At 52.1% G+C, this 24301-nt stretch carries 23 protein-coding genes; 16 read left to right on the forward strand and 7 right to left on the reverse strand.

Annotated elements, in window-relative coordinates:
• Window positions 1–752: 752 nt before the first annotated feature.
• Genes MEALZ_RS18260 through MEALZ_RS18275 form a run of 4 tightly spaced genes read right to left on the reverse strand, consistent with a single transcriptional unit; the run spans window position 753 to window position 6333 of the window.
• On the reverse strand, window positions 753–3422 hold the full coding sequence (locus tag MEALZ_RS18260) for a sensor domain-containing protein (RefSeq protein ID WP_014150134.1): 2670 nt from the start codon (window positions 3420–3422) through the stop codon (window positions 753–755).
• Complete coding sequence (locus MEALZ_RS18265) at window positions 3397–3864, reverse strand: hydrogenase maturation protease (RefSeq protein ID WP_014150135.1); 468 nt, start codon at window positions 3862–3864, stop codon at window positions 3397–3399. Before MEALZ_RS18265 ends, MEALZ_RS18260 begins: the two co-directional genes overlap by 26 nt.
• Window positions 3861–5390 carry a nickel-dependent hydrogenase large subunit gene (locus tag MEALZ_RS18270; RefSeq protein ID WP_014150136.1) on the reverse strand — a complete coding sequence of 510 codons (1530 nt, stop codon included), beginning with the start codon at window positions 5388–5390 and terminating at the stop codon, window positions 3861–3863. The genes MEALZ_RS18265 and MEALZ_RS18270 overlap by 4 nt, the downstream gene beginning before the upstream one ends.
• Before the next feature lies 1 nt (window position 5391).
• Entirely contained in the window at window positions 5392–6333 is a 942-nt protein-coding gene (locus MEALZ_RS18275) for an NADH-quinone oxidoreductase subunit B family protein (protein ID WP_014150137.1), read from the reverse strand.
• Between the two features lie 62 nt (window positions 6334–6395).
• On the opposite strand from MEALZ_RS18275, the gene MEALZ_RS18280 reads away from it, so the two are divergent.
• Window positions 6396–6749, forward strand: coding sequence for a putative zinc-binding metallopeptidase (locus MEALZ_RS18280; protein WP_162473024.1), 354 nt, complete (start codon window positions 6396–6398; stop codon window positions 6747–6749).
• 229 nt (window positions 6750–6978) lie between these two features.
• On the opposite strand, the gene MEALZ_RS18285 is transcribed toward MEALZ_RS18280, so the two are convergent.
• Window positions 6979–7401: a GlcG/HbpS family heme-binding protein gene (locus MEALZ_RS18285; RefSeq protein WP_014150139.1), complete on the reverse strand. Its 423-nt coding sequence runs from the start codon at window positions 7399–7401 to the stop codon at window positions 6979–6981.
• Window positions 7402–7465: 64 nt separating this feature from the next.
• Window positions 7466–8068 (reverse strand): arylesterase, encoded by a 603-nt coding sequence (locus MEALZ_RS18290; protein ID WP_017841793.1) that lies wholly within the window; start codon window positions 8066–8068, stop codon window positions 7466–7468.
• Between MEALZ_RS18290 and MEALZ_RS18295 the strand changes: the two genes are divergently transcribed.
• From MEALZ_RS18295 to MEALZ_RS18360, 14 genes are all read left to right on the forward strand, one after another.
• A complete protein-coding gene (locus MEALZ_RS18295; RefSeq protein ID WP_014150141.1) occupies window positions 8067–8759 on the forward strand; it encodes an ABC transporter ATP-binding protein in 693 nt (230 codons plus the stop codon). The genes MEALZ_RS18290 and MEALZ_RS18295 overlap by 2 nt on opposite strands.
• Window positions 8756–11239: an ABC transporter permease gene (locus tag MEALZ_RS18300; RefSeq protein WP_014150142.1), complete on the forward strand. Its 2484-nt coding sequence runs from the start codon at window positions 8756–8758 to the stop codon at window positions 11237–11239. Before MEALZ_RS18295 ends, MEALZ_RS18300 begins: the two co-directional genes overlap by 4 nt.
• A 77-nt stretch (window positions 11240–11316) precedes the next feature.
• Window positions 11317–11712: a glycine zipper family protein gene (locus MEALZ_RS18305; RefSeq protein ID WP_014150143.1), complete on the forward strand. Its 396-nt coding sequence runs from the start codon at window positions 11317–11319 to the stop codon at window positions 11710–11712.
• Window positions 11713–12017: 305 nt separating this feature from the next.
• Window positions 12018–12557, forward strand: coding sequence for a PAS domain-containing protein (locus tag MEALZ_RS18310; protein ID WP_014150144.1), 540 nt, complete (start codon window positions 12018–12020; stop codon window positions 12555–12557).
• Window positions 12557–14038, forward strand: coding sequence for a methyl-accepting chemotaxis protein (locus MEALZ_RS18315; protein ID WP_046061245.1), 1482 nt, complete (start codon window positions 12557–12559; stop codon window positions 14036–14038). The genes MEALZ_RS18310 and MEALZ_RS18315 overlap by 1 nt, the downstream gene beginning before the upstream one ends.
• A gap of 602 nt (window positions 14039–14640) precedes the next feature.
• Window positions 14641–16026 carry a F0F1 ATP synthase subunit beta gene (gene atpD, locus MEALZ_RS18320; protein WP_014150146.1) on the forward strand — a complete coding sequence of 462 codons (1386 nt, stop codon included), beginning with the start codon at window positions 14641–14643 and terminating at the stop codon, window positions 16024–16026.
• A gap of 7 nt (window positions 16027–16033) precedes the next feature.
• Window positions 16034–16438: a F0F1 ATP synthase subunit epsilon gene (locus tag MEALZ_RS18325; protein WP_014150147.1), complete on the forward strand. Its 405-nt coding sequence runs from the start codon at window positions 16034–16036 to the stop codon at window positions 16436–16438.
• Window positions 16431–16769, forward strand: a complete 339-nt coding sequence (locus MEALZ_RS18330; protein ID WP_014150148.1) for an AtpZ/AtpI family protein — start codon at window positions 16431–16433, stop codon at window positions 16767–16769. Before MEALZ_RS18325 ends, MEALZ_RS18330 begins: the two co-directional genes overlap by 8 nt.
• Window positions 16762–17061, forward strand: coding sequence for an ATP synthase subunit I (locus MEALZ_RS18335; RefSeq protein WP_014150149.1), 300 nt, complete (start codon window positions 16762–16764; stop codon window positions 17059–17061). Before MEALZ_RS18330 ends, MEALZ_RS18335 begins: the two co-directional genes overlap by 8 nt.
• 4 nt (window positions 17062–17065) lie before the next feature.
• Window positions 17066–17734 (forward strand): F0F1 ATP synthase subunit A, encoded by a 669-nt coding sequence (locus tag MEALZ_RS18340; protein WP_014150150.1) that lies wholly within the window; start codon window positions 17066–17068, stop codon window positions 17732–17734.
• 277 nt (window positions 17735–18011) lie between these two features.
• A complete protein-coding gene (locus MEALZ_RS18345; RefSeq protein WP_014150151.1) occupies window positions 18012–18293 on the forward strand; it encodes a F0F1 ATP synthase subunit C in 282 nt (93 codons plus the stop codon).
• A gap of 4 nt (window positions 18294–18297) precedes the next feature.
• Entirely contained in the window at window positions 18298–19098 is an 801-nt protein-coding gene (locus MEALZ_RS18350; protein ID WP_014150152.1) for a F0F1 ATP synthase subunit B family protein, read from the forward strand.
• The gene (locus tag MEALZ_RS18355) at window positions 19088–20611 is read left to right on the forward strand and encodes an alternate F1F0 ATPase, F1 subunit alpha (RefSeq protein ID WP_014150153.1); all 1524 of its coding nucleotides are present in this window, start codon (window positions 19088–19090) and stop codon (window positions 20609–20611) included. The genes MEALZ_RS18350 and MEALZ_RS18355 overlap by 11 nt, the downstream gene beginning before the upstream one ends.
• Window positions 20608–21513 carry a F0F1 ATP synthase subunit gamma gene (locus MEALZ_RS18360; protein WP_014150154.1) on the forward strand — a complete coding sequence of 302 codons (906 nt, stop codon included), beginning with the start codon at window positions 20608–20610 and terminating at the stop codon, window positions 21511–21513. Before MEALZ_RS18355 ends, MEALZ_RS18360 begins: the two co-directional genes overlap by 4 nt.
• 166 nt (window positions 21514–21679) lie before the next feature.
• Here the strand turns inward: MEALZ_RS18360 and MEALZ_RS18365 are convergent.
• Window positions 21680–23184 (reverse strand): IS3 family transposase gene (locus MEALZ_RS18365; protein ID WP_408607020.1). Its coding sequence is split into 2 segments (ribosomal slippage): window positions 21680–22746 and window positions 22746–23184, totalling 1506 coding nucleotides; the frame shifts between segments, so codons are not numbered across the junction.
• A 455-nt stretch (window positions 23185–23639) separates the two neighbouring features.
• Between MEALZ_RS18365 and MEALZ_RS18375 the strand changes: the two genes are divergently transcribed.
• Window positions 23640–24053 carry a Dabb family protein gene (locus MEALZ_RS18375; protein WP_014150155.1) on the forward strand — a complete coding sequence of 138 codons (414 nt, stop codon included), beginning with the start codon at window positions 23640–23642 and terminating at the stop codon, window positions 24051–24053.
• Window positions 24054–24301: the final 248 nt, after the last annotated feature.

A 24301-nucleotide genomic window follows, 5' to 3' on the forward strand; every position in this document is an offset into this window, starting at 1 on the left:
ATGCTCACTTCCATTGAGCTAAAGGTCAGGATTTACATTTGATATCAACAAAGCGGGGCTTGCAGTCAAGCATTTACACATGAAGGGAGCAGGTTTAATTAATAATTTAACCTGCTCCCTTTGGGACCGTTATCGGCCACCAGCGTTATGGAAAATATATCGAATCAAGGTTCTGCACTCTTTTCTGACAATCTTTTCGAAAATCGACATTGTATCGGCTTTCGGTTCTGTTGATTGTTTCAAGTGCGACTGATCTTCAGATCCGGCTTTCAAAACTGCACGTTGATGAAATATTTTATGCAACTTGTTCGCATGAATCATAATGACCTCCTAGAGGATGAAAGAACATTATTTTGCAAAAAATGGCAAGGCTAAACTTCCATATTTTTCATTGCCATTCGGGTTAATCCGGACATAATTTCCGCATTTCAAATTTCGGCATTCCGCTACTTATTTCAGCCCGCCTAATCTTGATTTACGAAAAATTACTCCATAAAAATACCCTGCATGATTTTCCAAAGACTTCATTAATTGGCGTCTTCGAATATAAATTTATCCATTTTTCCTTTCATTTTTCTTTCATCTAGAAGCAAATAGACACCTATCTCCCAAAGTATGTATCCATATCGCGATGACTATACCCATCGGAGTTCAAAATTCGGCACCGGGGTCCCCGTCAAAGGACGCCGTGAATACGTCCATGTAGGCTCTATGCCAGCTCCATGCTGGCCCCTCACCTAGCGTACCCGGCTTCAATCAAAAAGATCTGCATCGAACTTTTGCTTGGCCAATAGCTTCCGGAAGCTTTCGGCGTCCAGCGGGCGGCTGTAATAATAGCCCTGCACTTCGTCGCATTTTAATTCGTTAAGAAAAGCCGCTTGTTCTGCGGTTTCGACACCCTCGGCCAAAACGGTTAGTTTCAAACTGTGTCCGAGTGCGAGAATCGCTCGGGTAATGGCCATATCATTGCTATCTTGCGGAATATCCATCACGAATGAGCGGTCGATTTTCAACTTGTCGACCGGCAGGCGTTTCAAATAACTGAGCGACGACTGCCCGGTTCCGAAATCATCGATCGCCAGGCTCACACCCAATGCGCGAAGCTCTTCCATGATACGAACGTTCTGTTTCGCTTGACGCATGATATAGGTTTCGGTGATTTCGAGCTCTAGGTGCTGGGGAGGCAGTCCCGTTGTTGCAAGGACGTTGCCGACCGTTGCCAAAATATCGCTGCGTTCGATCTGCGCGCCGGACAGATTGACCGCGACCTGTTTGAATGCGTAACCGGCGTCGAGCCATGCCTTGGCTTGACTGCATGCGGCCGATAGCACCCATTCGCCGATCGCGACGATCAGCCCCGATTCCTCGGCGATCGGAATGAACTTGTCGGGCGCGATCAGGCCGTGCTCGTGATGATTCCAGCGCAATAAAGCCTCGGCTCCGATCAATTCGCCGCCGGATAAGGCGAATTGCGGTTGGTAATGAAGATGGAATTCCTGGCGTTCCAGTGCGTCGCGCAGCTCACTTTCGAGAAAAAGACGTTCTTTCGCGCGCGTAGTTAGATACGTTTCGTAAAACTGAAAATTACCGCGTCCTTTTTCCTTGGCTCGATACATCGCAAGATCGGCGTGTTTGATTAAGGACATGGTGTCTTTGCCATCCTCAGGATAACAACTGATGCCTATCGACGTGCCGATCTCCAGCTTATGGCCTTGAACGATGAAAGGTCTAGAGAGGTACGCAATGATTTTGCGGGCGACCTGTTCGACATCGGAGCGGCTCCCGGTATTTTCGAGCAAAATGATGAATTCGTCGCCACCCAAGCGCGCGACCGTATCGTCTTGGCGCAAAGAACTCTTGATTGCGTGTGCGACCATGCGCAAAAGCTCGTCTCCGGCCGGATGCCCGAGACTGTCGTTGACGTGCTTGAACCGGTCCAGATCAAGAAACAAAACTGCCAGCGGATGGTAGTCGCGATTCGCCCTCTCCAGTGCATGCTCGCAGCGCTCGTTGAATAACTGCCGGTTCGGTAGTTCGGTCAAGGCATCGTAATAGGCCAGATGGTAGATATGTTTCGCGCTTTGCTTTTGTTGGGTTAAATCGTAAAAGACGCTGATATAGTGCGTCACGCGTCCGATGGCGTCGCGCACCGACGATATATTTTGCCACAGTGGTATCAGTTCGCCGTTCTTACGCCGGTCCCAAATCTCACCCTGCCATTTGCCGTCCCGTTCGAGTGCGGCCCACAGACTGCGATAAAATTGCTTATCGTGGTGCTCGGATTTCAGCAAGCTCGGTTTTTGTCCCAACACCTCGTCGGACGAATAGCCCATGACTTCGCTGAACATGCGGTTGACCTTGACGATGCGCGTATTCGCATCGGTGATTAGAATGCCATTCAGGCTATTGTCGAAGACGCTCGCCGCAAGACGCAACTGCTCTTCGGCCAAGCGTTGCTCGGTGATATCCTGAATCGTTCCGACCAACCGTAAAGCCCGCCCGGCATCGTCATAGTAGATGACGCACCGTTCGTGTATCCACTTAATTTGTCCGCCGGCCGCTAACAGACGATGTTCGATGTCGTAAGAACCATGCGTGCTTAGGGCGGATGTGAAAGCCCGGTCGACTGCGGCCCGGTCGGCTGGATAGACGAGTTCGAGAAAGTCCGCATAGTTACGGGGTATCGAAGCCGAATCGAGCTCGAAAATAATACACACTTCCTCCGACCAAGTGAGTTTGTCGCACGTCAAATCCATTTCCCAATGCCCCAGGCGGGCGATTTTTTGCGCCTCTTTCAGGCGTTTTTCGCTTCGGCTCAATCGCTCTTGTTGTTGTTTGAGCCGCGTGATATCGCTCGCGCAAATGACGGCGCCTTCTTCTTTGCCTTGAGGGTTGTGTTGCAGACTCGCCTCAAACCAATAATGGCGATAGCTTCCGTCGCGGCTTCCCAGACGGTGCTCAGCGGCATAGGAACCCGAACGCCGCACGACTTCAAACAGCGGAGAAAAAACGGGCCACGGCAAACCGATCGCTTGTGCGACAAGCGCTTGTCGTTCGTCGGGATGCAACCAGTCGTCCAGCACGCGATTGTCCGGAATCGAATCGGTTCCGGTCAACTCCTGCGCGCAACGCCGATTGACTTGGCGTATATGCCCATCAGGTCCCAGCACGATCATCATCGCGCCGGTCGAATCCATGACGCGACGGATGAAATTACTTTGATTCAGCTGATGTAGGTTGGCTTCCTTTAGCTCGTTACTACGTATTTCGAGCACCCGCAGCATCGAATCGGCCTGCTTGGCGTCGATCGACAATTGTTGCTCGAGCGCCGCGTTGGCGATTCGAAGCGCTTCGAATTCGACCCGCAAACGCGTCAGTTCCTCATTTAGGTGCGATTCATTGACGGGAAACTTGCTCGGCATATTTTTCCAGTAGAACGAAGGCATCGTCGACAGCTTGGCGCACCGGTTTTGACAAGCCCGGACGGAACGGTGCCGCTCCAAGGATTTCCGCTGCGATGATCTCGATGCGTGGGCAGTCCGGCAACGCGGCAACGGCCTTTAACAAATAGCCTACGCCGATGCCGTGGCCCGGTAACGTGATTTCGGCCGTAACAACATTCGGCGATAATCGGCTTAATTTCCCTGGTATGCCGCCCGATGCGACGGCGTCGACGACCATCACCTCATGGCATCCTTGAAATAGCGCTAATGCCGCCAGACCGGGCGTTCCGGCGTCGAACACGCGCACGTTATCCGGCAGCGGCAGCGCCGCTAGCCGTTGGTAAACCGCCGGACCGAAACCGTCATCACCGTGGAGCGGATTACCGAAGCAAACGATATGACATAATTGCCGATTACTCATGGCCCGAAACGTAGCCTCGTGCCGGTGTTCAGCACATGTACCGTGCACACTAGGCACGGATCGTGGGAGCGAATGACATGCCCGATTTCTACGGGATCGTCCGGATCCTGAACGCTCAGTCCGACTAGGCTTTGCTCCCAATGCCCCGGCAAGCCTCCGCTGTCTCTAGGAGAGGCGTTCCACGCGGTTGGTGTGATGATTTGATATTTTTCGATGACACCGTCTTTGATTTTGAGCCAGTGCCCGAGCGCCCCGCGCGCGGCCATGATCAGACCGTATCCTTCTCCGTCGGTTTCCTGTGTTTTGGCCGGATTCAAAATATGCGGCTCGTGTAGATTCGCTGTTAACTCGTCGAGTATCAGTCGCGCTTGCTTCAATTCGACGGCGATTCGCCTGACCCGCGCGAATTGCCGAAGCCAAGCGCTGCCGCCTTCGGCTTGGTGCAGCGACGCAATCAGTGCATCGCCGCCGATCAGCAGCTCGGCCACCGGTCCGGTCTGCACCACCTTATCGCCGTAGCGCGGAGCCTTCGCCCAAGTGTAGCGGTCGCTGTTCGGCTGAAAATCGGGGACGGTTTCGCCGTTCCACGGATGCCGCCCGCCGTCATAAGGCCGGAACCAGGAATGACGAACGTGCTCATTGATCAGTTGTTGATCGTATGGCCCGACCGTGCCGCTTCCGCCGTCGTAGAAACCGCCCGGCAGCACACGCGCGTCGTGCGGCGCGGACCAACTGTCGGGATCGCACCAGGCGCCATAGCTGAGCATGTGCGGCGTACCCGAGGCGCACAGGTGTAGGCCGAGCGAGCGGGCCGCGCGGCTCATCAAACCCAGCGCGCTGCCGGCATGCGCCGGCGTATCGAGCCAAGCGAAATAGCGCTCGGCATCTTCCAAGGCCAGCCAATCGTCGAGCGAAGCGCCGATGACGCGCCGTTCGTACCAGCGCTGAATCTCATCCAATACCGAGCGGCAGGCCAACAGCCGGCGCAGATCGGCCGGCGTCGTCACGCCGCCGGGTATCATATAGGATGAATGCGGCCATTGCCCGCCGAAATGCGCGACGATTTCGACCGCTTTCCGCGTTTGAGCCAACGTTTCGAGATAAATCGAACCGCGAAACGGTTCGAAAGCGTCGACCGCATCGTCGAACCAGCTGTGCTGACTATAACGCCGATGGCAAAAATCGGGCGCGAAAAACAGAAAGGTTTGACGTAAATCGTTCTGTATACCTTCGGCAATCAGGCAAAGATTGCGGATGCGCGTCGCATTCGGCGGCACCGGCGTCCGCCAGGCATGTTCGAGCGCGAGCACTGCCGAGTAAAGATGAGCCGTGCCGCAAATGCCGCAGACCCGCGGCGTGATCACCAACGCATCGCGGGGCGCCCTGCCCATCATGATCTGCTCGAAACCGCGATACAGTGTGCCGACGGTCCGAGCTTCCGTGACGACGCCGTCGTCGAGCACCAAAGCGATTTCGAGGTCTCCCTCGACGCGGTTCAAATTGATGTTGACTTCAATCGTAGCCATCTCAAACGTCCATTTTCTTGTCTTTGACGCGTTCCGGCGCAGCGGCGCGGGCAAGATTCTTGTATGCCATGTACCGGGGACGTTCGACGCCCAGCGGCAAGCGCAACGGAATGTCGCCGATTTTCTCAGTCAGGAACAAATCGGTGTCGCGAGGGAAGCTCGGCGACGTGCAACCGAAACAAGGCACGCCGGCGCGAGTCTTGCTGCTGGTGCCGTTCCACAGATCGCTGTTGCATACCGCCTGCGTCATCGGCCCTTGGCAGCCGAGATTGAAAAACAGACAGGCGCGCCCGCCCGGTTCGTTTTCTTCGATGTCGTATTCGTGATACTCGTTACGCGTACACCCCTGATGAACGACGGTATTGAAGAACGCCTTAGGACGATTCAGTTCGTCCAGCGGCAACGGCAGTCCGGCGGCGAGCCAGGCCAGCGTCTGGGTCATGGCGTGGGGATGTGCCGGACAACCGGAGACGTTGACGACAGGAAGGCCCGCGCGCGAACGCCACTCCGGCGGCAACAGACCGCCCGGAGTCGAACGGTTGTATTGCAGGCCGATACAATCGCCCGGATTCGGCGCCGCGGCATGAACGCCACCGTAGGCAGCACAGGTGCCCATCGCGACGACCGTACCGGCCCGCTCTGCCAATTCACGCGCGATGTCCATGCGCGCCCGGCCGCGGTAGCTATCGTACAGACCGGTACCGCGCGGGGCCGTGACGATGCTGCCTTCGACGCAAAGTATGTCCAACGCTTGTTCGCCGTTGACGATGCGTTCGAGCAGCGCGTCGTGCTCGCGCATCGACGCGCCGGACAACGAGGGGTGCCATAGCAATTCAACGCCGTGAGCCGAAAAAATTTGTTCGAGGCTCGGTGATTCAGCACTCAATAGCGCCAGCGAATCGCCGCCGCAGGCGCCTGTCTGTAGCCAGAATAAGGTAGCCATCGTTTTCGTCTCATTTGAAGTAAATCATTGCATTATAGGGAAATTGCTTAACTTCACAACACATCGCTAGATATCCCCATATCTTTTCATTTTTAGACGTTTTTTCAATAGAAAGGGAATACCTCGACGTGGCGAGCGTGCAAGATACCGCTCAGAATTTTGGGCTCGGCGGTGGCGGTTACGCCGATGACCTGGATGCGATACTTTGCTCATTCGGCGCGATCGGTTTGGTGGTGAATGAGATCAATAGGGACATGGGGTTGCTCGACTTGACGCACGAGCTCATCACACCCGCAATTCAGGGCAAACTCGCCTACATTCACGCACTAGCGTGCACTGCCATTAAGTTAAGGATTTTTCCGTTCGCCCTGAGCCTGTCGAAGGGTGAATGGAAAAATCCTGGGTCGATAAGTTAAGCCGTCCATGGTTCGACAGGCTCACCACGAACGGCTTAACTTAATGGCAGTGCGCACTAGCGTGGGGAAGATAAGTCGATTGGCATGGCGACCAATGCGACAAGAATGACGATGCGGTTTGTTTTTGTTTCAGTATTATCTAAGGAGGCTTCGGGGCGTGCGGCCGACATCTGTCAATCGAATCCTCCTTCCTTGCGATATTAGAATGAAGTTATTTCATGCTCGTTCCTTAGCAAAATAAACCGGCCGCGTGGATTCCGGCGATCGCACAGCGCTCGTCTTGGTCGGAGACGTCGCCGGAGATTCCGACCGCGCCGAGAATTTTGTGGTCGGCATTACGAATCAATACGCCGCCCGGTACGGGCATGACTTTTCCGTCGGCCAAGCCGATCAGCGCGTTCATGAAGTCGGGGCGTTGCTCGGCGACGGCGGCAAGATTTCGCGACGACATGCCCATGTTAACCGCGCCCCACGCTTTGGCGATCGCGACTTGCTCTCGAATCATCGTGGCGCCGTCTTCACGTTGCATCGCTTTGAGATGACCGGCTTCGTCCAATACGACCACGGTCAGCGGTTCCAAGTTGAGTTGGCGGGCATTGGTTAATGCGACATGAATGATTTGATTGGCTTTTTCCAGAGTTAAGGCATTCATCAATGATCTCGTTATTATATTTATTGGAGTGAATCGGCTGGGTGGAAACCCGAAATAAGGCTTGTCATTTTAACAGCGGACCTAAATATTCCCATACTTTTTCGGCGATAATCGGTTGTGCGTCGGCATTCGGATGAATTCGGTCGCGCTGCATCAGTTCTGCTTTCAGGGCCACGTCTTCGAGTATAAAAGGCACGAAAGGCAGGTCGTGTTCTTTGGCCAGTTCCGGATAAACCTGGTAAAAAATTTCAATATAGCGTTTACCGAGATTCGGCGGCATGCGCATGCCTAGCAGCAAAACTTGCGCACCGGCCTGTTTCGAACGCTTGACGATTTCATTCAAGTTGTCGTGCATTTGCTTGGGGGTCAATCCTCTTAAACCGTCGTTGCCGCCAAGCTCCAGCAGCACCCATTCCGGGCTATGCCGCGCCAACGCGCTGTCGATGCGCGCCAATCCGCCGGCGCTGGTATCGCCGCTGATGCTTTCGTTAACCACCTGATGCGGGAACTTTTCGGCCTCCAGCTTTTTCTGAAGTAAATCGACCCAGCCTTTCCCCGCTTCTATTCCGTATCCGGCGCTGATACTATCGCCTAATACGACAATCGTTTCAGCCGACACGACCGCTGAACTTAACGCTATTATTACTGCAAGCAAAAATTTAAACATGACAAAGACTCAACCTGAAAGAACGTTAAAAGATATTATCGTCACCGAAAATCTCGGTAAAACCGTGCAAACTTCGGATGGCACCTTACATATCTTGGCATCGGTCGATTTACAAATCAAACCGGGAGAGAGTCTCGCGGTGGTCGGCGAGTCCGGTTCCGGCAAATCGACTTTATTGAGTTTGTTGGCCGGGCTCGATACGCCGACAAGCGGTTCCGTGACGATTGACGGTCGCGATTTGACGGCGATGGATGAAGACGGGCGGGCGGAGGTACGTAACGAGTTGATCGGCTTTGTGTTTCAGTCGTTTCAATTGTTGCAGGGGTTGACCGCTGTCGAAAATGTGATGTTGCCGTTGGAGTTGGGCGGCAACAAAAATGCGCGTGTTTTGGCCGCCGATTTGCTCGGCAGGGTGGGATTAAGCCACCGGCTCAATCATACGTCAAGGCAGCTTTCCGGCGGCGAACAACAGCGCGTCGCGTTGGCCCGCGCTTTCGTGACGCGGCCGGCTATTTTATTCGCCGACGAACCGACCGGCAATCTGGACAGTAAAACCGGCGAACAAATCATCGATTTATTGTTCGAATTGAACCGAGAAAACAGCACCACGCTCATATTGGTCACGCATGACAGCCATTTGGCCGAACGCTGCCGGCGCAGCATTAAACTCGATGCCGGGAGACTGGTATGACGCGTTTTAATCTGGCGCTACGCTTGTTGTTTCGCGATAGCCGTTCCGGCGAACTCACGATTCTGATTGCCGCGTTGATCATCGCCGTGACCAGTTCGACTGCAATTACGCTATTCGCCGATCGCCTGCATCGTACGATGACCTTACAAGCCGCCGATTTTCTCGCGGCCGATTTGGTAATAACGAGTCCCGAACGCATTTCCGGCACATGGCTGAAAAAGGCCGGCGAATTGGCCTTGACCCGTTCGGAAACCGCCGAGTTTTCAAGCGTCTTGATGGAAAACGACGAACTGTTGCTGGCCGGCGTGAAGGCGGTCAGTCCCCGTTATCCGTTACGCGGTTTTTTAAAGGTCACCGGCGCCGATTTCAGCGACGAGCAAATAGTGGCTTCCGGACCTGAGCCGGGGTCGGTATGGGTTGAAAAACGCGTGCTGTCGGCACTACATTTGCAAATCGGCGATGCCTTGACGGTCGGCGAAAAAGCGTTGACGATCAGCCGTGTCTTGACTTACGAGCCGGACAAGCGGGGCGATTTTTACAGCCTGTCCCCGCGGGTCATGATGCATGCCGACGACTTACCTGCTACGGGAGTAATACAACCGGGCAGTCATGTGCATTATTTCTTTCAGTTTGCCGGCGAGGCGCAGAGCATCATGGCATTCAATCGTTGGGTCAAGCCGCAGCTGAATCCATCCCAGCGTATCATGGATATTCATCAAGACCGCCCTGAAGTCGGCAATGCGCTAAATCGGGCCGAGCGTTACTTAGGTCTGTCCAGCATTGTCGTGATTTTGATCGCCGGCGTTGCGATTGCCGCCGCAACGCGCCGGTATAGCGAACGTCATTTCGATGCCACGGCGGTATTGAGATGCTTAGGCTTGAAGCAAAAAGAAATTTTATGGCTTTACGGTAGTCAGTTTTTTATTCTCGGAATGTTGGCCAGCGCCATCGGTTGTCTTCTAGGCTGGTTTGCGCAGGCCGGGCTGTTTCATCTTTTGCATGATTTGTTACCGGATGCCATCGCCTCGCCGAGCTGGTTTGCGGTATTTTTCGGTTTCGCGACGGGCATGGCGGTGTTGTTGGGTTTTGCTCTACCGCCGCTGCTGAGACTCAAACGGGTGTCGCCGCTACGCGTGTTGCGCCGCGATCTGGAGCCGTTACCGTCCGCGGCTTGGCTGATTTACGGTTTGGCGATCGCTATTATCGCGGTTTTGATATGGCGTTATACCGAAGATTTTAAAATGACCGGCATCATCATCGGCGTCGGCCTGATCGCGTTACTCGTATTGGGCAGCGCGGTTTACGGAATCCTTTGGGCCTGTCAAAAATTGTTGCCCAGTTTGCCCCTAACTTGGCGTTTCGGCGTGCAAGGTTTGATTCGTAACCGGCAGGCATCGGTGAGTCAGATTTTGGCATTTAGCATCACGCTGGTGGCGATGACCTTGAGCTTCACGGTCAGAAACGATTTATTGACTGATTGGCAACGTCAGTTGCCGGAACAGGCGCCGAACCATTTCGTGTTGAATATTTTTCCCGAACAACAAGCCGGTTTCCAGCAGGATTTGGATGACCAAGGCCTGACCGGCAGCCGCTTTTATCCGATCGTTCGCGGACGACTCGTCCGAATCAACGGCATTCCGGTGCAGAAAATCGTCAGTAAGGATTCCCAAGGCGAACAAGCCACGCATCGCGACTTGAGCCTAACCTGGTCGGAGCAGGTGCCGGATGAAAACAAGATTCTATCCGGCAAGTGGTGGACGAATGATAGCCCGGGTTTGGTGTCGATCGAGCAAAAATTGGCTTCGAGTCTAGGCGTGGAGCTCGGCGACAAGCTGACTTTTACGATCGGCAGCGAACAATTGCAAGCGAAAGTCGTCAATATTCGCAGCGTTAAGTGGGATACGATGAAGCCTAATTTTTATATGATTTTTTCGCCGGGAACCTTGGACGGATTTGCCAGCACCTCGATGACCAGTTTTTATTTGCCGGAAAATCAAAAACATTTCTTGAATGAACTGGTCAAACGCTACTCGAGTGTAACCGTTCTGGAAGTGGATTTGATTCTCAAACAATTCCAAACGATCTTGGCGCAACTAACCCAAGCGATCAACTATTTGTTATATTTCGCACTACTGGCCGGATTTACCGTGCTGTTCGCGGCGGTTCAAGCCGGGTTAGACCAACGCATTCATGAAGGTGCGCTGATGCGAACGCTAGGGGCGCATCGGCAATTTTTAAGGAAGACGCATATAATCGAATTTGCGCTATTGGGTTTTAGTGCGGGGATTTTGGCGATCGGCCTGTCCGAAATCGTGCTTTTCGCGTTATATACCGAAGTGCTGCACTTGAATTACCGGCCCAATTTTCTGCTATGGTTGGTCATGCCTACGCTTAGCGGTTTTTTTATCGGACTCGCAGGTTTCTGGGGCGTTAGGCATGTAGTCGACAAACCGCCGGTATCCGTTTTAAGGGAACTTTAATCGATATAATTCATTCTTTATTCATATATAAGGTTTTATTTTTGCTCCAGCTATAAACTCAACAAAGAGGTATATTTATGAAAAAATCGACACTTGGAATCACCATGATCGGTGGACTGTTACTTTCGGCTTGTGCATCTCAAACCGGTTGGACACCCACGGTCGATACTTACGATAGCCCCAATGCTTATCGCTTGAATCAAGACCTTTACGAATGCGAACAATTGGCTCGTGAGGCAGCAGGCGGTACCGCTAAGGAAACCGCTATCGGCGCGGGTGTCGGCGGCTTGATTGGCGCGGCCGGCGGTGCTGCTGTCGGCGCCTTTACCGGTGATCCCGGCAAAGGGGCTGCGATCGGCGCGGCGGCCGGCGGTTTCGGCGGCGGTGCTAAACAAGGCTTCGAGGCCGAGGAAGCCTTCAAAAGAGCTTTCCGCACTTGTTTACGTAACCGCGGCCATAGAGTCGTCAATTAAATAAAGTCGTTAATTAATCGGCTTATTGCTACCTAAATCCTTAGAGGCGATATATTTATCGCCTCTAAGGTCATTTGATGAAACAACTATCTTCATCCTCTCGTCTCATCTTCTCTCTAACTCTCGTTCGTCTGTCGTTGAAAAATTTCGAACGATTTCCGTTTTTCTACCATACTTTTCGATAAACCCGGATAATAATAAGGGTATAAACTATTTAGTTGGTGGCGATATTTTTTACAACAGCTAGAATTTATGGAATCGACTCTGCTTAAAATGTATCGAACCTCATAAGGCGCTTCACAAAGATGAAAAAAAATATTATCCCGAATAATAACGAAAAGAAACTGGGCGATAACGACTTTATCGTTTCGAAAACCGATATTATCGGCAAAATCACTTACGCTAACCGTATTTTTATGGAAATTGCCGGATACTCCGAATCCGAATTGCTTGGCGTACAGCACAACATTATTCGACATCCCGAAATGCCGCGCGGCGTATTTCGGTTTATGTGGGATACCCTAAAGTCCGGAAACGAATTTTTCGGTTTTGCCAAAAACCTGTGTTCCGACGGTGGGTTTTATTGGGTTTTCGCAAATATTACGCCGGACTACGATAAAGACGGCAAATTGCAGGGTTATTATTCGGTTAGGCGCAAACCGCCGACTTCGGCATTGGATGTTTTGGTGCCGATTTATCGGGAAATGCTGGCGATAGAAAAAAGCTGTTCCGCAAAAGAAGCTCCGGATAAATCGTTGGCTTATTTATTCGATGTCGTCGCGCAGACCGGCGCCAAAAATTATGACAGTCTCGTTCTGGGGCTTTATAAACCGAATGGAGTTTAATGATGAGCCGCCATACCAGTGCCGATATCCCTTATCTCAAAGCCAAGGTCAATTATGCCGTAGCCGGTATTATTTTACTCGCTACGATCAATTTTTTGTACGCGACTTTTATCAGCGGTTTTTCATGGCTAATTCTACTCTTTAACCTTGGACTGACTGTCATTGCGTTTTACGCGCTCACAGAGACAAAAAAATATTTAGGCATTATTGGCATCATCCAAGATGTATTAATTAAAACTAATGACGGCGAACTTTACCACCGTATCACCGGAACCAAGGGAATGGGCGAACTCGGCAAAATCGCCTGGGAATTGAACGAAATGCTCGACATCATGGAATCTTATTTCAAGGAAATCACGACTTGTTTCGATCAAGCGGCCAAAGGCAATCATAACCGTTACGCTCTTGCGGACGGCTTTCCCGGCTTACTTAAATCGTCAGCGAAATCGGTCAATAAAGCACTGCGAGTCATGAGCGATAATGAAACGATGATCACGAAAAATCGCCTATCCGCCGGACTGCACCTGCTGAACACCTCGAATTTACTCGATAATCTCAAATCCAATCAGGAAGACCTACTGAGCATTACCGAACAAATGCATAAGGTTGAGGGCATAGCGATCAACACAGGGAATAACGCCGAAAATAGCTTGTCGTCGGTCAATACGATTAGCCATTCATTAATCAATATCAATGACAATATTCATTCGGTTAGCGATGTCATTACCGCGCTGATCGATGACAGTAAAAAAGTAACCGAATCCTTATCGATGATCACCGGTATCGCCGACCAAACCAATCTGTTGGCGCTCAATGCTTCGATCGAAGCCGCACGCGCAGGCGAATACGGGCGTGGTTTCGCGGTCGTCGCGGAAGAAGTCAAAAACTTGTCCGATCACACTAAGAATGCGGCGCTGGAGGTTACTAAAACACTCAATTCATTCAATAAGCGCGTCAATCAAATGCATTCCGAAGCCGAGGCATCCGCCGAACTTTCCCAAGAAATCATGGAAAAAGTCGACGAATTTCGGAATCAGTTTGCCGATCTTTCAGTTTCGGCAAAAGCGTCGGTCGGCTATATTAGTTATGCCAAGGATAAAACCTTCGCACTATTAACCAAAGTCGATCATATCGTTTATAAACAGAACGGTTATATTGCGATCGAAAACTTAAAGCGTTGTCCGCAAGCCGATGCGATCGATATCGATCATCAGCATTGCAGACTTGGCAAATGGTATTTCGAAGGACTTGGGCATGAGCAATTTAGATCCACGCAAGCCTATGTCAGGCTGAATAAGCCTCACGAAGACGTGCATAAATTCACGCGACGCGCCTATGAATATTCACGAAACAACTGGCAAAGCAACAAAGCGATCATCGACAACATAATAAACGACATGCAACAATCGGAAGATGCCAGCGCCGAAGTGATGGCATTGATCAGCGAGATGGTTGAAGAAAAGCATGCAAATTTGTCCTAGCCCAGCCTAAATAAATGTAGTGCCTATGGCTTAAAACATTGAATTATATAAGTTAAAACCATGCCAATTTTTTATCCAGCTTTTACAAATATGACCAGGTCTGTATTGCAGTGAACTAGTATTTGTTTTTACTTATTTTTCAATATCTTATGGCCTGAGAATGTTAAGACTGGGCCAGTACAGCATTATTTTTGTTTTGGCGGTTCGGAATATAGAAAAACTTGACTATTCAAAAGATTATTGATCTCATGACCTGTCAAAAAAATGGATGTTGTACTCGTGTACTAGCGAGATAGGGCGATTATGTCTGGTGGCTGTCGATACCGATTATTGGGCGTTTAAGTGGACCTACTCGGTTTACTATTTTCCGTTTATTGCAAGGTTCTTTTGCCGATTGCAACGAAATTATCAATAGGTTGATGACCTATACTTTTCGCAAATCTAATTTGGGTGCAGGGGTATTCCGTGGTGGCCCCGCACCTAATCCGGTATATCGATAAACCGCTGCTCTTGCAATATCTATCCATGAAGGTAACGACTATCGGACCCAAAAGCACGACAGATATAGCACTGCACTACATAGCTCAACTCAGGCGGCAAATATGAATGATGAAACGAGCCTTACCCATGCCGGTTCAGTTGTTTCGGTCACCGGAAGCGTGGTCGATATCCGGTTCGATCGCTATTTGCCGCCCATTCATACGATTCTGTATGCCGGTCCTGATCGCCGAGTCATCATCGAGGTATTGACGCAGCTCGACGATGCACGGGTTCGCGGTATCGCAATGACACCGACACAAGGATTGGCCCGAGGCATGTCGGTCGAAAACTCGGGCGGCCCTTTAAAAGCGCCGGTAGGCAAAAACATTCTGTCGCGCATGTTCAATGTATTCGGACGTCCCATCGATCGATTGCCGATGCCGTCCGATATCGAATGGCGCTCGGTTCATCAGATGCCTCCGCCGCTAGCGCGTCTTTCGACAAAATCGGAACTGTTTGAAACCGGCATCAAGATCATCGATGTATTGGCGCCTTTGGAACGAGGCGGCAAGGCGGGATTATTCGGCGGCGCCGGAGTCGGCAAGACGGTTCTGCTTACCGAGATGATTCATAATATGGTCGGGCAACACGAGGGCGTGAGTCTGTTTTGCGGTATCGGCGAACGCTGCCGTGAAGGTGAAGAGTTGCACCGGGAAATGACAGATGCCGGGGTATTGCCGAACATGGTCATGGTATTCGGACAAATGAACGAATTGCCGGGAAGCCGGTTTCGGGTCGGTCATGTCGCGTTGACGATGGCTGAATATTTCCGCGATGACGAACGCCGGGATGTCCTACTGCTGATCGACAATATTTTCCGTTTCATTCAGGCCGGCTCCGAAGTTTCCGGGCTCATGGGGCAAATGCCTTCGCGCCTGGGTTATCAATCGACGATGAGCACCGAACTATCGCAATTACAGGAACGCATTGCCAATACCGATACCGGCGCGATCACATCGATACAAGCCGTTTATGTGCCGGCCGACGACTTTACCGACCCCGCCGCGGTTCATACCTTTTCTCATTTGTCGGCCTCTATCGTGTTGTCTCGAAAGCGAGCAAGCGAGGGGCTGTTTCCTGCGATCGATCCACTGCAATCCAACTCCAAGATGGCGACACCGCGTATCGTGGGCGAACGGCATTATCGAATCGCACAGGAAATCAGAAGCACGTTGGCTCAATACGAAGATTTGAAAGACATCATCGCGATGTTGGGACTCGAACAGCTCTCGCGGGAAGATCGTAATATCGTGTATCGCGCCCGCCGTTTGGAACGTTTTTTGACGCAGCCGTTTTTCACAACCGAGCAATTCACCGGCCTGAGCGGCAAGCTCGTTAGCCGCAACGATGCGCTGAACGGTTGCGAGCGCATTCTCAACGATGAGTTCAAGGATTATCCCGAAAGCGGACTTTATATGATAGGTTCGATTGACGAAGCCAAAAAGTGAGTCCACTATGAAGCCGTCATCGATGCATCTTAAAATCTTGTTGCCTTTCCGGGTATTCGCCGAGCACGAGGACGTCAGTCGGATCGTTGCCGAGACTTCCCAAGGCTCGTTCGGCATATTGCCGAACCGCCTGGATTGCGCTGCGGCTTTGGCTCCGGGCATTCTAACCTATGAAACGGCGTCGGCTGACGAGGTTTATTTGGCCATTGATCAAGGCGTGCTGGTCAAGATTGGAAGCGAGGTCCTGGTATCGGTGCGCAACGCCATCGGCGGTATCGAATTGGATCGATTGCGCGAGGCTGTGGAGCACGAATTTCTTGAATTGGACGAACACGAAAAAAACGTTCGTTCGGTCATGGCTAAACTGGAAAGCGGTTTTGTCCGGCGCTTTATGGAGTATCATCGTGGCTGAACCAAACGATAAAAAAAAGCGGTCTACCGACTTGCCGTTGAGCCGTCAAGTCGGTGCAAAGGCCGAACGCAAGCTCGAAGCCCAACGGCAAGTGAATAAGACAATCTGGTTCGGCTTGGGTTGGTTCGGCTTGATCGGCTGGTCTGTCGCCATTCCAATGTTACTGGGAACCATCGTCGGTTTATGGCTAGACAGTCGATATCCCGGCTCCCATTCCTGGACCTTGATGTTATTGATCGGGGGATTGATGCTTGGGTGCTGGAACGCCTGGCGTTGGGTGTCCGAAGAAGAAATCCGAATCCATAAAAAACAGGATAAAAAAGATGACTGAAAATCTGATGTTGGCACTGGCTTTCGGGGCCGGCAGCTTGCTGGGGATGTTTTTTTTCGGAGGACTTTGGTGGACCGTGCAAAAAGGCCTTCAGTCAAAACGTCCCGGACTCTGGTTTTTTAGCAGTATGCTGCTTCGAACCGGCATCACGCTGGCCGGTTTTTATTGGTTGGCTGCCGATCATTGGCCAAGGCTTTTGGCTTGTCTATTAGGCTTTGTCGTTGCTCGTTTCATCGTCGTTCGGTTGACCCGTTTCGAATCGATAAAATTGCCCGAAACTGTCGAGGAATAAGCACATGCGTTTGAGTTCAGATCAAATCATTTTTTGGCAATACGGTTTTATTAAGCTTAACGGCACGATCGTGACGACTTGGGCTATTATGCTAGTGTTGGTTGTCGGTGCGATTCTGATCACTCGAAACCTAACCAGAAGCCTAGAAAATAAACGCTGGCAGAGTGTTCTGGAAGTCATCGTCATTACCTTGAATCAACAAATCGAGGAGGTCGGCCTGAAGCGACCGGAAAAATACCTCGGGTTTCTGGGTACCTTATTTCTGTTTATCGTCACCGCCAATCTGTTTGCGATTTTACCCGGCTATGAACCGCCGACCGGTTCGTTATCGACCACGGCAGCATTGGCCATCGCCGTTTTCATAGCCGTGCCGTTTTACGGTATTGCCGAGCAAGGCTTTGGCGGTTATTTAAAGTCCTACTTAAAGCCGACGCTGATTATGTTGCCGTTCAATATCATCGGTGAATTATCCCGCACCTTGGCATTGGCCGTGCGTCTGTTCGGCAATATGATGAGCGGTACGATGATTGTCGCGATATTGTTAGTTGTGACACCCTTGTTTTTTCCGATTATCATGAATGCATTAGGTCTACTAACCGGCATCGTGCAAGCCTATATCTTTACGATACTGGCGACAGTGTATATTGCTGCGGCCACCCGCCGTCATGATTGACGACATGTGAAGGTAAAGTATGCATCGCGTACCCATTACGGGACAAATTATACCCATCGTAGATCAAAATTCGGCACCGGGGCCCGCCAAAGGACGCCGTGAATACGTCCATGTAGGCTCTATGCCAGCATCCATGCTGGCAAAGCCTTTGTCAGGCACCCCGGTGCCTCCTTAGGCACTGCCGAAATTTGAAGTGCGAAAGGTATAGCCGGGATACCTTTGCAAAGGCTGCGCAGCATACCTTACAAAGCTAACATCAAAAATTAGAGGAGTCATTATGGATATTATCGCTTACATTGCCGTCGCATCGATCATGACCGCTGGCATTACCATCTGCATTGGCAGTATTGGGCCAGCTTTGGGTGAAGGAAAAGCGGTTGCAGCCGCATTAACGGCATTGGCGCAACAACCTGATGCTGCGGCAACAATTACCCGAACGCTGTTTGTTGGTCTGGCCATGATCGAATCGACCGCCATTTATTGTTTTGTCGTGTCGATGATTCTGGTCTTCGCCAATCCTTTCTGGAATTATGTGATAGCCCAGACAGCGGGGCAGTAAAGCCATGCTAATCGACTGGTTCACCGTTTTCGCTCAACTTGTCAACTTCTTGATTTTGATGGCTTTGTTGAAGCGCTTTCTTTATAAGCCCATCATGCAGGCGCTGACCGATCGCGAAAACAAAATTGCCGGACAGCTGGAAGAAGCCCGAAAAATAAAGGCCTCTGCCGAACGAGAACGCATCGAATATGTCGACAAAATTGAACGTTTCGAGCAGCAGCGCGAGAGCCTTTTGAAACAAGTACATGATGATGCGGCTCACGAACGCGAAAAACTGATTAAGGCGGCAAGAATTGAAGCCGATGAGCTTCGTTCCGCCTGGCAGCAAGCGTTAAAAAACGAGCAAAATCGCTTACACCGGGAACTCATGCGAAATACCCGGGAGGAAGTTTTTGCCATCAGCCGTAAAACGTTAGCCGATTTGGCTTCGGTGAGCCTGGAGCAGCGTATTTGCGAAGCCTTCCTCCAACGTCTGCACACGCTCGACGACTCCGAAAAAAATCGGCTTAGCGATGCGATCCAAGAGTCATCGAGTCCAATCCAGGTCCGTAGCGTTTTCGCTCTGATGCCGGAACAGCAAAGCGCGATCAAACAAGCCGTCAGCGATGTATTTTCGGTGAATGCAGAGATTGAATTCGATGTCGATGCCGACCAAATCAGTGGCATCGAACTGAGTTCGAACGGTCGGAAACTATCCTGGAACATCGCAGAATACCTGCAAGACTTTGAGAACAGTATAGACCGGACACTAACGGCTAAAACCGTATCTCAGAGCCATTCCGGACCTGATGCTCATGTCGCCTGATCAGTTAGCAAGCGTTCTGGAAAGCGCCTTCGAGAACATCAAACAGGCTCGTGAAACCTTTAGCCCGCAAATGACCTTGCAAGAGGTGGGCACGATCACAACCGTGTCTACCGGCATCGCCAAAGTGTCCGGATTGCCGGGTGTGGGTTTTGAAGAGTTGGTCAGGTTTCCGAACAATTTATACGGCATTGCCTTCAATGTCGAAGAGGACGAGACCGGCGTCGTGCTGCTCGGCGATTATTGGCATTTACAGGCCGGCGATGAAGTCGAACGCACTGGCCGGGTGATGGACGTGCCGGTGGGCACAGGACTCATTGGACGCGTGATCGACCCGCTAGGTCATGCCATGGACGGAAAAGGACCGCTCGATTTTAGCGAGCGCCGTCCCATCGAGCGCGAAGCGCCAGCGATCATGGACCGGTCGCCGGTGACCGTACCGCTGCAAACCGGCATTAAAGTCATCGACGCATTGATCCCGATCGGTCGAGGTCAGCGCGAACTGATCCTGGGCGATCGGCAAATCGGCAAAACCTCCATTGCGATGAACACGATCCTTAATCAGCGCGATCAAAATGTCCTATGTGTTTATTGCGCGATCGGCCAACGGGCTTCGGCCGTGTCCCAAGTGATCGCCACCTTACAGGAAAAAGGCGCGATGGATTATACGGTGGTCGTGGTCACGGGCGGCCACCGCCCATCCGGTCTAGCCTATATCGCGCCTTATGCGGCGACCAGCATAGCCGAATATTTCATGGAACAAGGCCGTGACGTACTGATCGTCTATGACGACTTAACCAATCATGCCCGCGCTTACCGCGAGCTTTCATTATTGTTGCGCCGGCCGCCGGGACGCGAAGCTTTTCCCGGGGATATTTTTTATATTCATTCCCGATTATTGGAGCGCGCGACACATTTGCATGACGATCTCGGCGGCGGCTCATTGACCGCGCTGCCGATCATCGAAACCGAAGCGCAGAATCTGTCCGCCTATATTCCGACCAATCTGATTTCGATTACCGACGGACAGATTTATTTGTCGCCGGCCTTGTTCGAATTAGGCGTATTGCCGGCCATCGATGTCGGCAAGTCGGTATCGCGGGTGGGCGGCAAGGCACAGCGCCCCGCCTACCGTTCCGTTGCGGGCGACCTGAAGCTGGCTTACGCGCAATTCGAAGAATTGGAAACCTTTGCCCGTTTCGGCACCCGTCTCGATGAACATACCCGCAAGACGATCGAACACGGACGTCGTATCCGCACCTGCCTTAAACAACCGGAATTCGAAACGTTTTCGGTAGCCGAACAAATAGCGGTTTTACTGGCATTGACAGAAGGCTTGTTCGATACCGTACCGCTGGACCGAATGCCCGAGGCTGAGCTCGCGGTTCGCGATGCATCACGGGAGCTGCCCGAAGCGCTACGGCAAAGCCTGTTGTCGAACGAACCTTTGAGCGACTCGAACCGCGGCGCTATCATTGAACTCGCCGGCAAGGCACTGGCGCCGATGCAAAAATGACCGATACGCCGAACGAATTGCGCCGTAAAATCGAAGGCGCGGGCGATCTGAAAAGTGTCGTGCGGACGATGAAGGCGCTGGCCGCTTCCAGCATCGTTCAATACGAAGAAGCCGTACGTTCATTGGAGGATTACGCCCGCACCGTCGAACTGGCGTTGACGGCGAGTCTCAAGCCGATGGGCGTAGGCGCCTATGGCGAAACCGCGCGGCGCAAAGCCGAGGATCGGATCGGCGTGATCGTTTTAGGCACCGATCAAGGCTTGGTCGGACAGTTCAATGACGTGTTGGTCGAATTCGCGATCAAGCGACTTCAAGAATTAGCGGGCGAGCAAATCATCTGGACCGTTGGCGAACGCATTCACGGGCATCTGCTCGACTCGGGATTGGAGGTAAGCAGAGTATTTGCGACGCCCAATTCGGTGGCTGCCATTACACCGTTGATCGGCCAACTGTTGCTCGAAACCGAAACCCGGCAACTGAGCCATGAAAGTTCGCTTTATCTTTTCCATAACCGGCCTAAATCGGAGATCGGCGCCGTCTATGAGCCGGTCTGTCTGCGTCTGTTGCCCCTGGATTCCGCGTGGCGGCTCAAGTTTGTCAAGGCGGCTTGGCCGACCGATAATCTTCCGGAAACGGTCGGCGATTACGATGGGACGCTGAGAGCCCTGATCCGGGAGTATCTCTTCGTTTCGATGTACAGAGCCTGCGCCGAGTCGCTCGCCGGCGAAAACGCCAGTCGCCTGGCGGCGATGCAGCGGGCCGAAAAAAATATCGACGAACTGTTGGATGACCTCGGCCGAACCTTCAATCAGACACGCCAAAGAAGTATCGACGAGGAATTGTTCGATGTCATTTCCGGTTATGAATCGATGTCTAAAAAAGACGATTCGGGCAAAAGGTAAGGTACGACAACATACCCTGTCAAAAAACTTGCCTATAAACCTAAAAAGGGTAGTTTGAGGTTTCACCATGCCGGTGAAAGTGTTGTAGCCCCTTCATGCTTCGACTGGCGGTATATGTCAATGATTTTGAGACACCCATAATAAAAAATTAGTGTAGATTGTGAGTTTAGTTTTCCTGGTCGAGAGCCTCATTTGCCGTCCGTGAAGGGGGCGGGTTAATCCAAGCGGCTTCAGGTACGGCTTGGGCATGGGGTTGGCGGTTTTTGAAGCGTTCCGGATTGCGCTCGAATGCGGCATGCAGGACTTGCGTGCGCTGCGTAACTATCTCGACGGCTTGGCCGCTGTGAACGCTGGCCGGGGTTAACAGTGCAATGCCGGAGTGATAGTGGTCATGGTTGTACCAGTCGAAGAACGTTCCGCAAAAGCTTCTGGCATCTTCGATAGCGCCGAATTGAGCCGGAAAGCCCGGTCGGTATTTCAAGGTCTTGAACTGCGCCTCGGAATACGGGTTGTCGTTGGAGACATGGGGCCGTGAATGGGTTTTGGTCACGCCCAGGTCAGCCAGCAGTTGCTCGACGCCTTTGGAGGTCATACTGCTGCCGCGGTCGGCGTGAATAGTCAATTGGCCTTCACGGATAGTTTGCCGAGTACAGCTTTCGCCAATCAGTCGCTTAGCCAGCTCGGTGGATTCGCGGTGCGCTACCATCCAGCCGACCACGCAGCGGCTGAAAATGTCGATAATGACGTAGAGGTAGAAATACGTCCATTTGGCCGGGCCTTTGAGTTTGGTGATATCCCATGACCATACTTGGTTGGGCGCAGTGGCGAGTAACTCGGGCTTGGTGTAGTTGGGACGACGAAGCTGGTTGCGGCGCTCGCGCACTTCCTGGTGGCGCACCAGGATGCGATAGAGGGTGCTGATGGAGCACAGGTAAACGCCCTCGTCGAGCAGCGCCGCATAGACCTGATAAGGCGAGCAATCCATGAAACGCTCGCTGTGCAGATGCGCCAGGACGTGTAGCTCTTCGTCCGTACTCAGTGCCAGCGGCGGGCGCGGACGTTCGACCGGCCACGAAGAGCGATCTTGTTGTGCGCGATAAAACGAGGCACGGTTGAAGTTGAGCGCCTCGCAGGCGGCCTTAACGCCAACCTCACGGCTGAGTTCAAGCGTGGCCTTCATGATGCTCTCCCGGTGTGGGCTGGAATCTCGCACAAGCCCAGCAGTTGCGAAAGTTTTTTTTGGACATCGATGATAGCCTCCGCCTGTGTTAGGCATGCCTGCAAACGCTGAATTTCGGCTTGCAGACGAGCATTTTCAGCGGCTAACGGATTCTTGTCCGAAGGTTTGCGGCCACGCGGCTTGGATAGACCGGCGCGGATGGCCTGCTCACGTTCGCTGCGCCATTTGCTGAGATGTGAGGAATATAATCCCTCTGTGCGCAGCAACTTGCCGATGCAGCCCGGTTCGCTACACGCATCAGCCTGGGTCAAGATGCGCTCTTTGTATTCGGCGGTAAACGTCCGGCGGGCGGCCTTTTCAAGCACTTCGCTGGTGATGCGGGAAGGTTCCGCGGCGAACGCGGAGGACACTTCAGCCGCCCTACGGGCGTCTTGCGTGTCCTCCGCGTTCGCCGCGGCATGAGGAATAGCTTGTACGGTTGTGTCAGTCATGAGATTTTCTCCGAAAATGTTCCCTAATTAATGCATGGGGCGGTGTCTCAGGTATATTGACACAGAGGGTGGGCTCAGCACGAACGGTCTACAACACATGCCAATTGCTCTTATTAGGCTTATAGTTTCTTGTCGGGTTTAAAACGGCAACAACAAAAACCGCCGTGATTCATCATGCCGGTTCCCGCTTCATGACGGATAGATTAAGGATTTGGTCATAAATAACTTCCTTATTGTTAATGCAAGGTAAGCAGGTTCGGTAACTCGATTGGCAGGTGCCGGCGGCAAGGAAAGCCGCCGTCAAGCCTACACGGACGTATTCACGGCGTCCTGTCAAGCGAGTTACCGAACCCGCTACAAAACTCATAGCTCCAGGAAGTTATTTTTCACGAAATCCTAACCGGCTTTTACCATTCTGCGATCGACCATCGCCTTAATTCCGAGGAGGAAACAAAATGAAATTAGCGAAACCGCTTTCACTCTTAATGATATTGGCCGCATTGAGTTCGGCCGCAGGCGCAAAGGAACAAGCAACCGATCCCAGTGAACAGCGCAAGGCTCATCATGTGGTGATTATCTGGCTGAAACAACACGGCGATGAAAACGCGCGTCGTCAATACATCGAGGGCACCAAACGCCTGGCCAAGCTACCCGGAGTGCTCGCCTACAACATCGGCACGCCTACCGCCGTCAAACGTAAACATGGCAGTCACTCGCTCGACGGTTCCTACGATATCGCGATCTCCAGCACCTTCGAGAACCAGCAAGCGCTGGAAAATTATTTGAATCACCCCGTGCATGATCAAGTCCTTAAAGAAGTCTTGAAACCCTTGGTCGAAAAATACAAGGCTTACGATTTCATCGAATGATCAAGAGCCTAGATTAGTTGGCGTGATTCGAATTTAGGAACAAGTATAAATATACCTAACCGAGCCCTAGATTGCCGCATCGCCCTATTCAATATTTATGCTGTTACCCAAGCTGGAGCTTGGGAAAAAGCGGATAAATGGCAATCGAGGTTCCTCGTTCCCATCGCTCCAGCGTGGGAATGCATACCGATCTTGCCTCGGCAGCTAAGGTATGGGTTTCCACGGATGAACGCGGAAACCCAAAAACT

Origin of the sequence: Methylotuvimicrobium alcaliphilum 20Z, assembly GCF_000968535.2 — a bacterium.
GTDB lineage: Bacteria > Pseudomonadota > Gammaproteobacteria > Methylococcales > Methylomonadaceae > Methylotuvimicrobium > Methylotuvimicrobium alcaliphilum.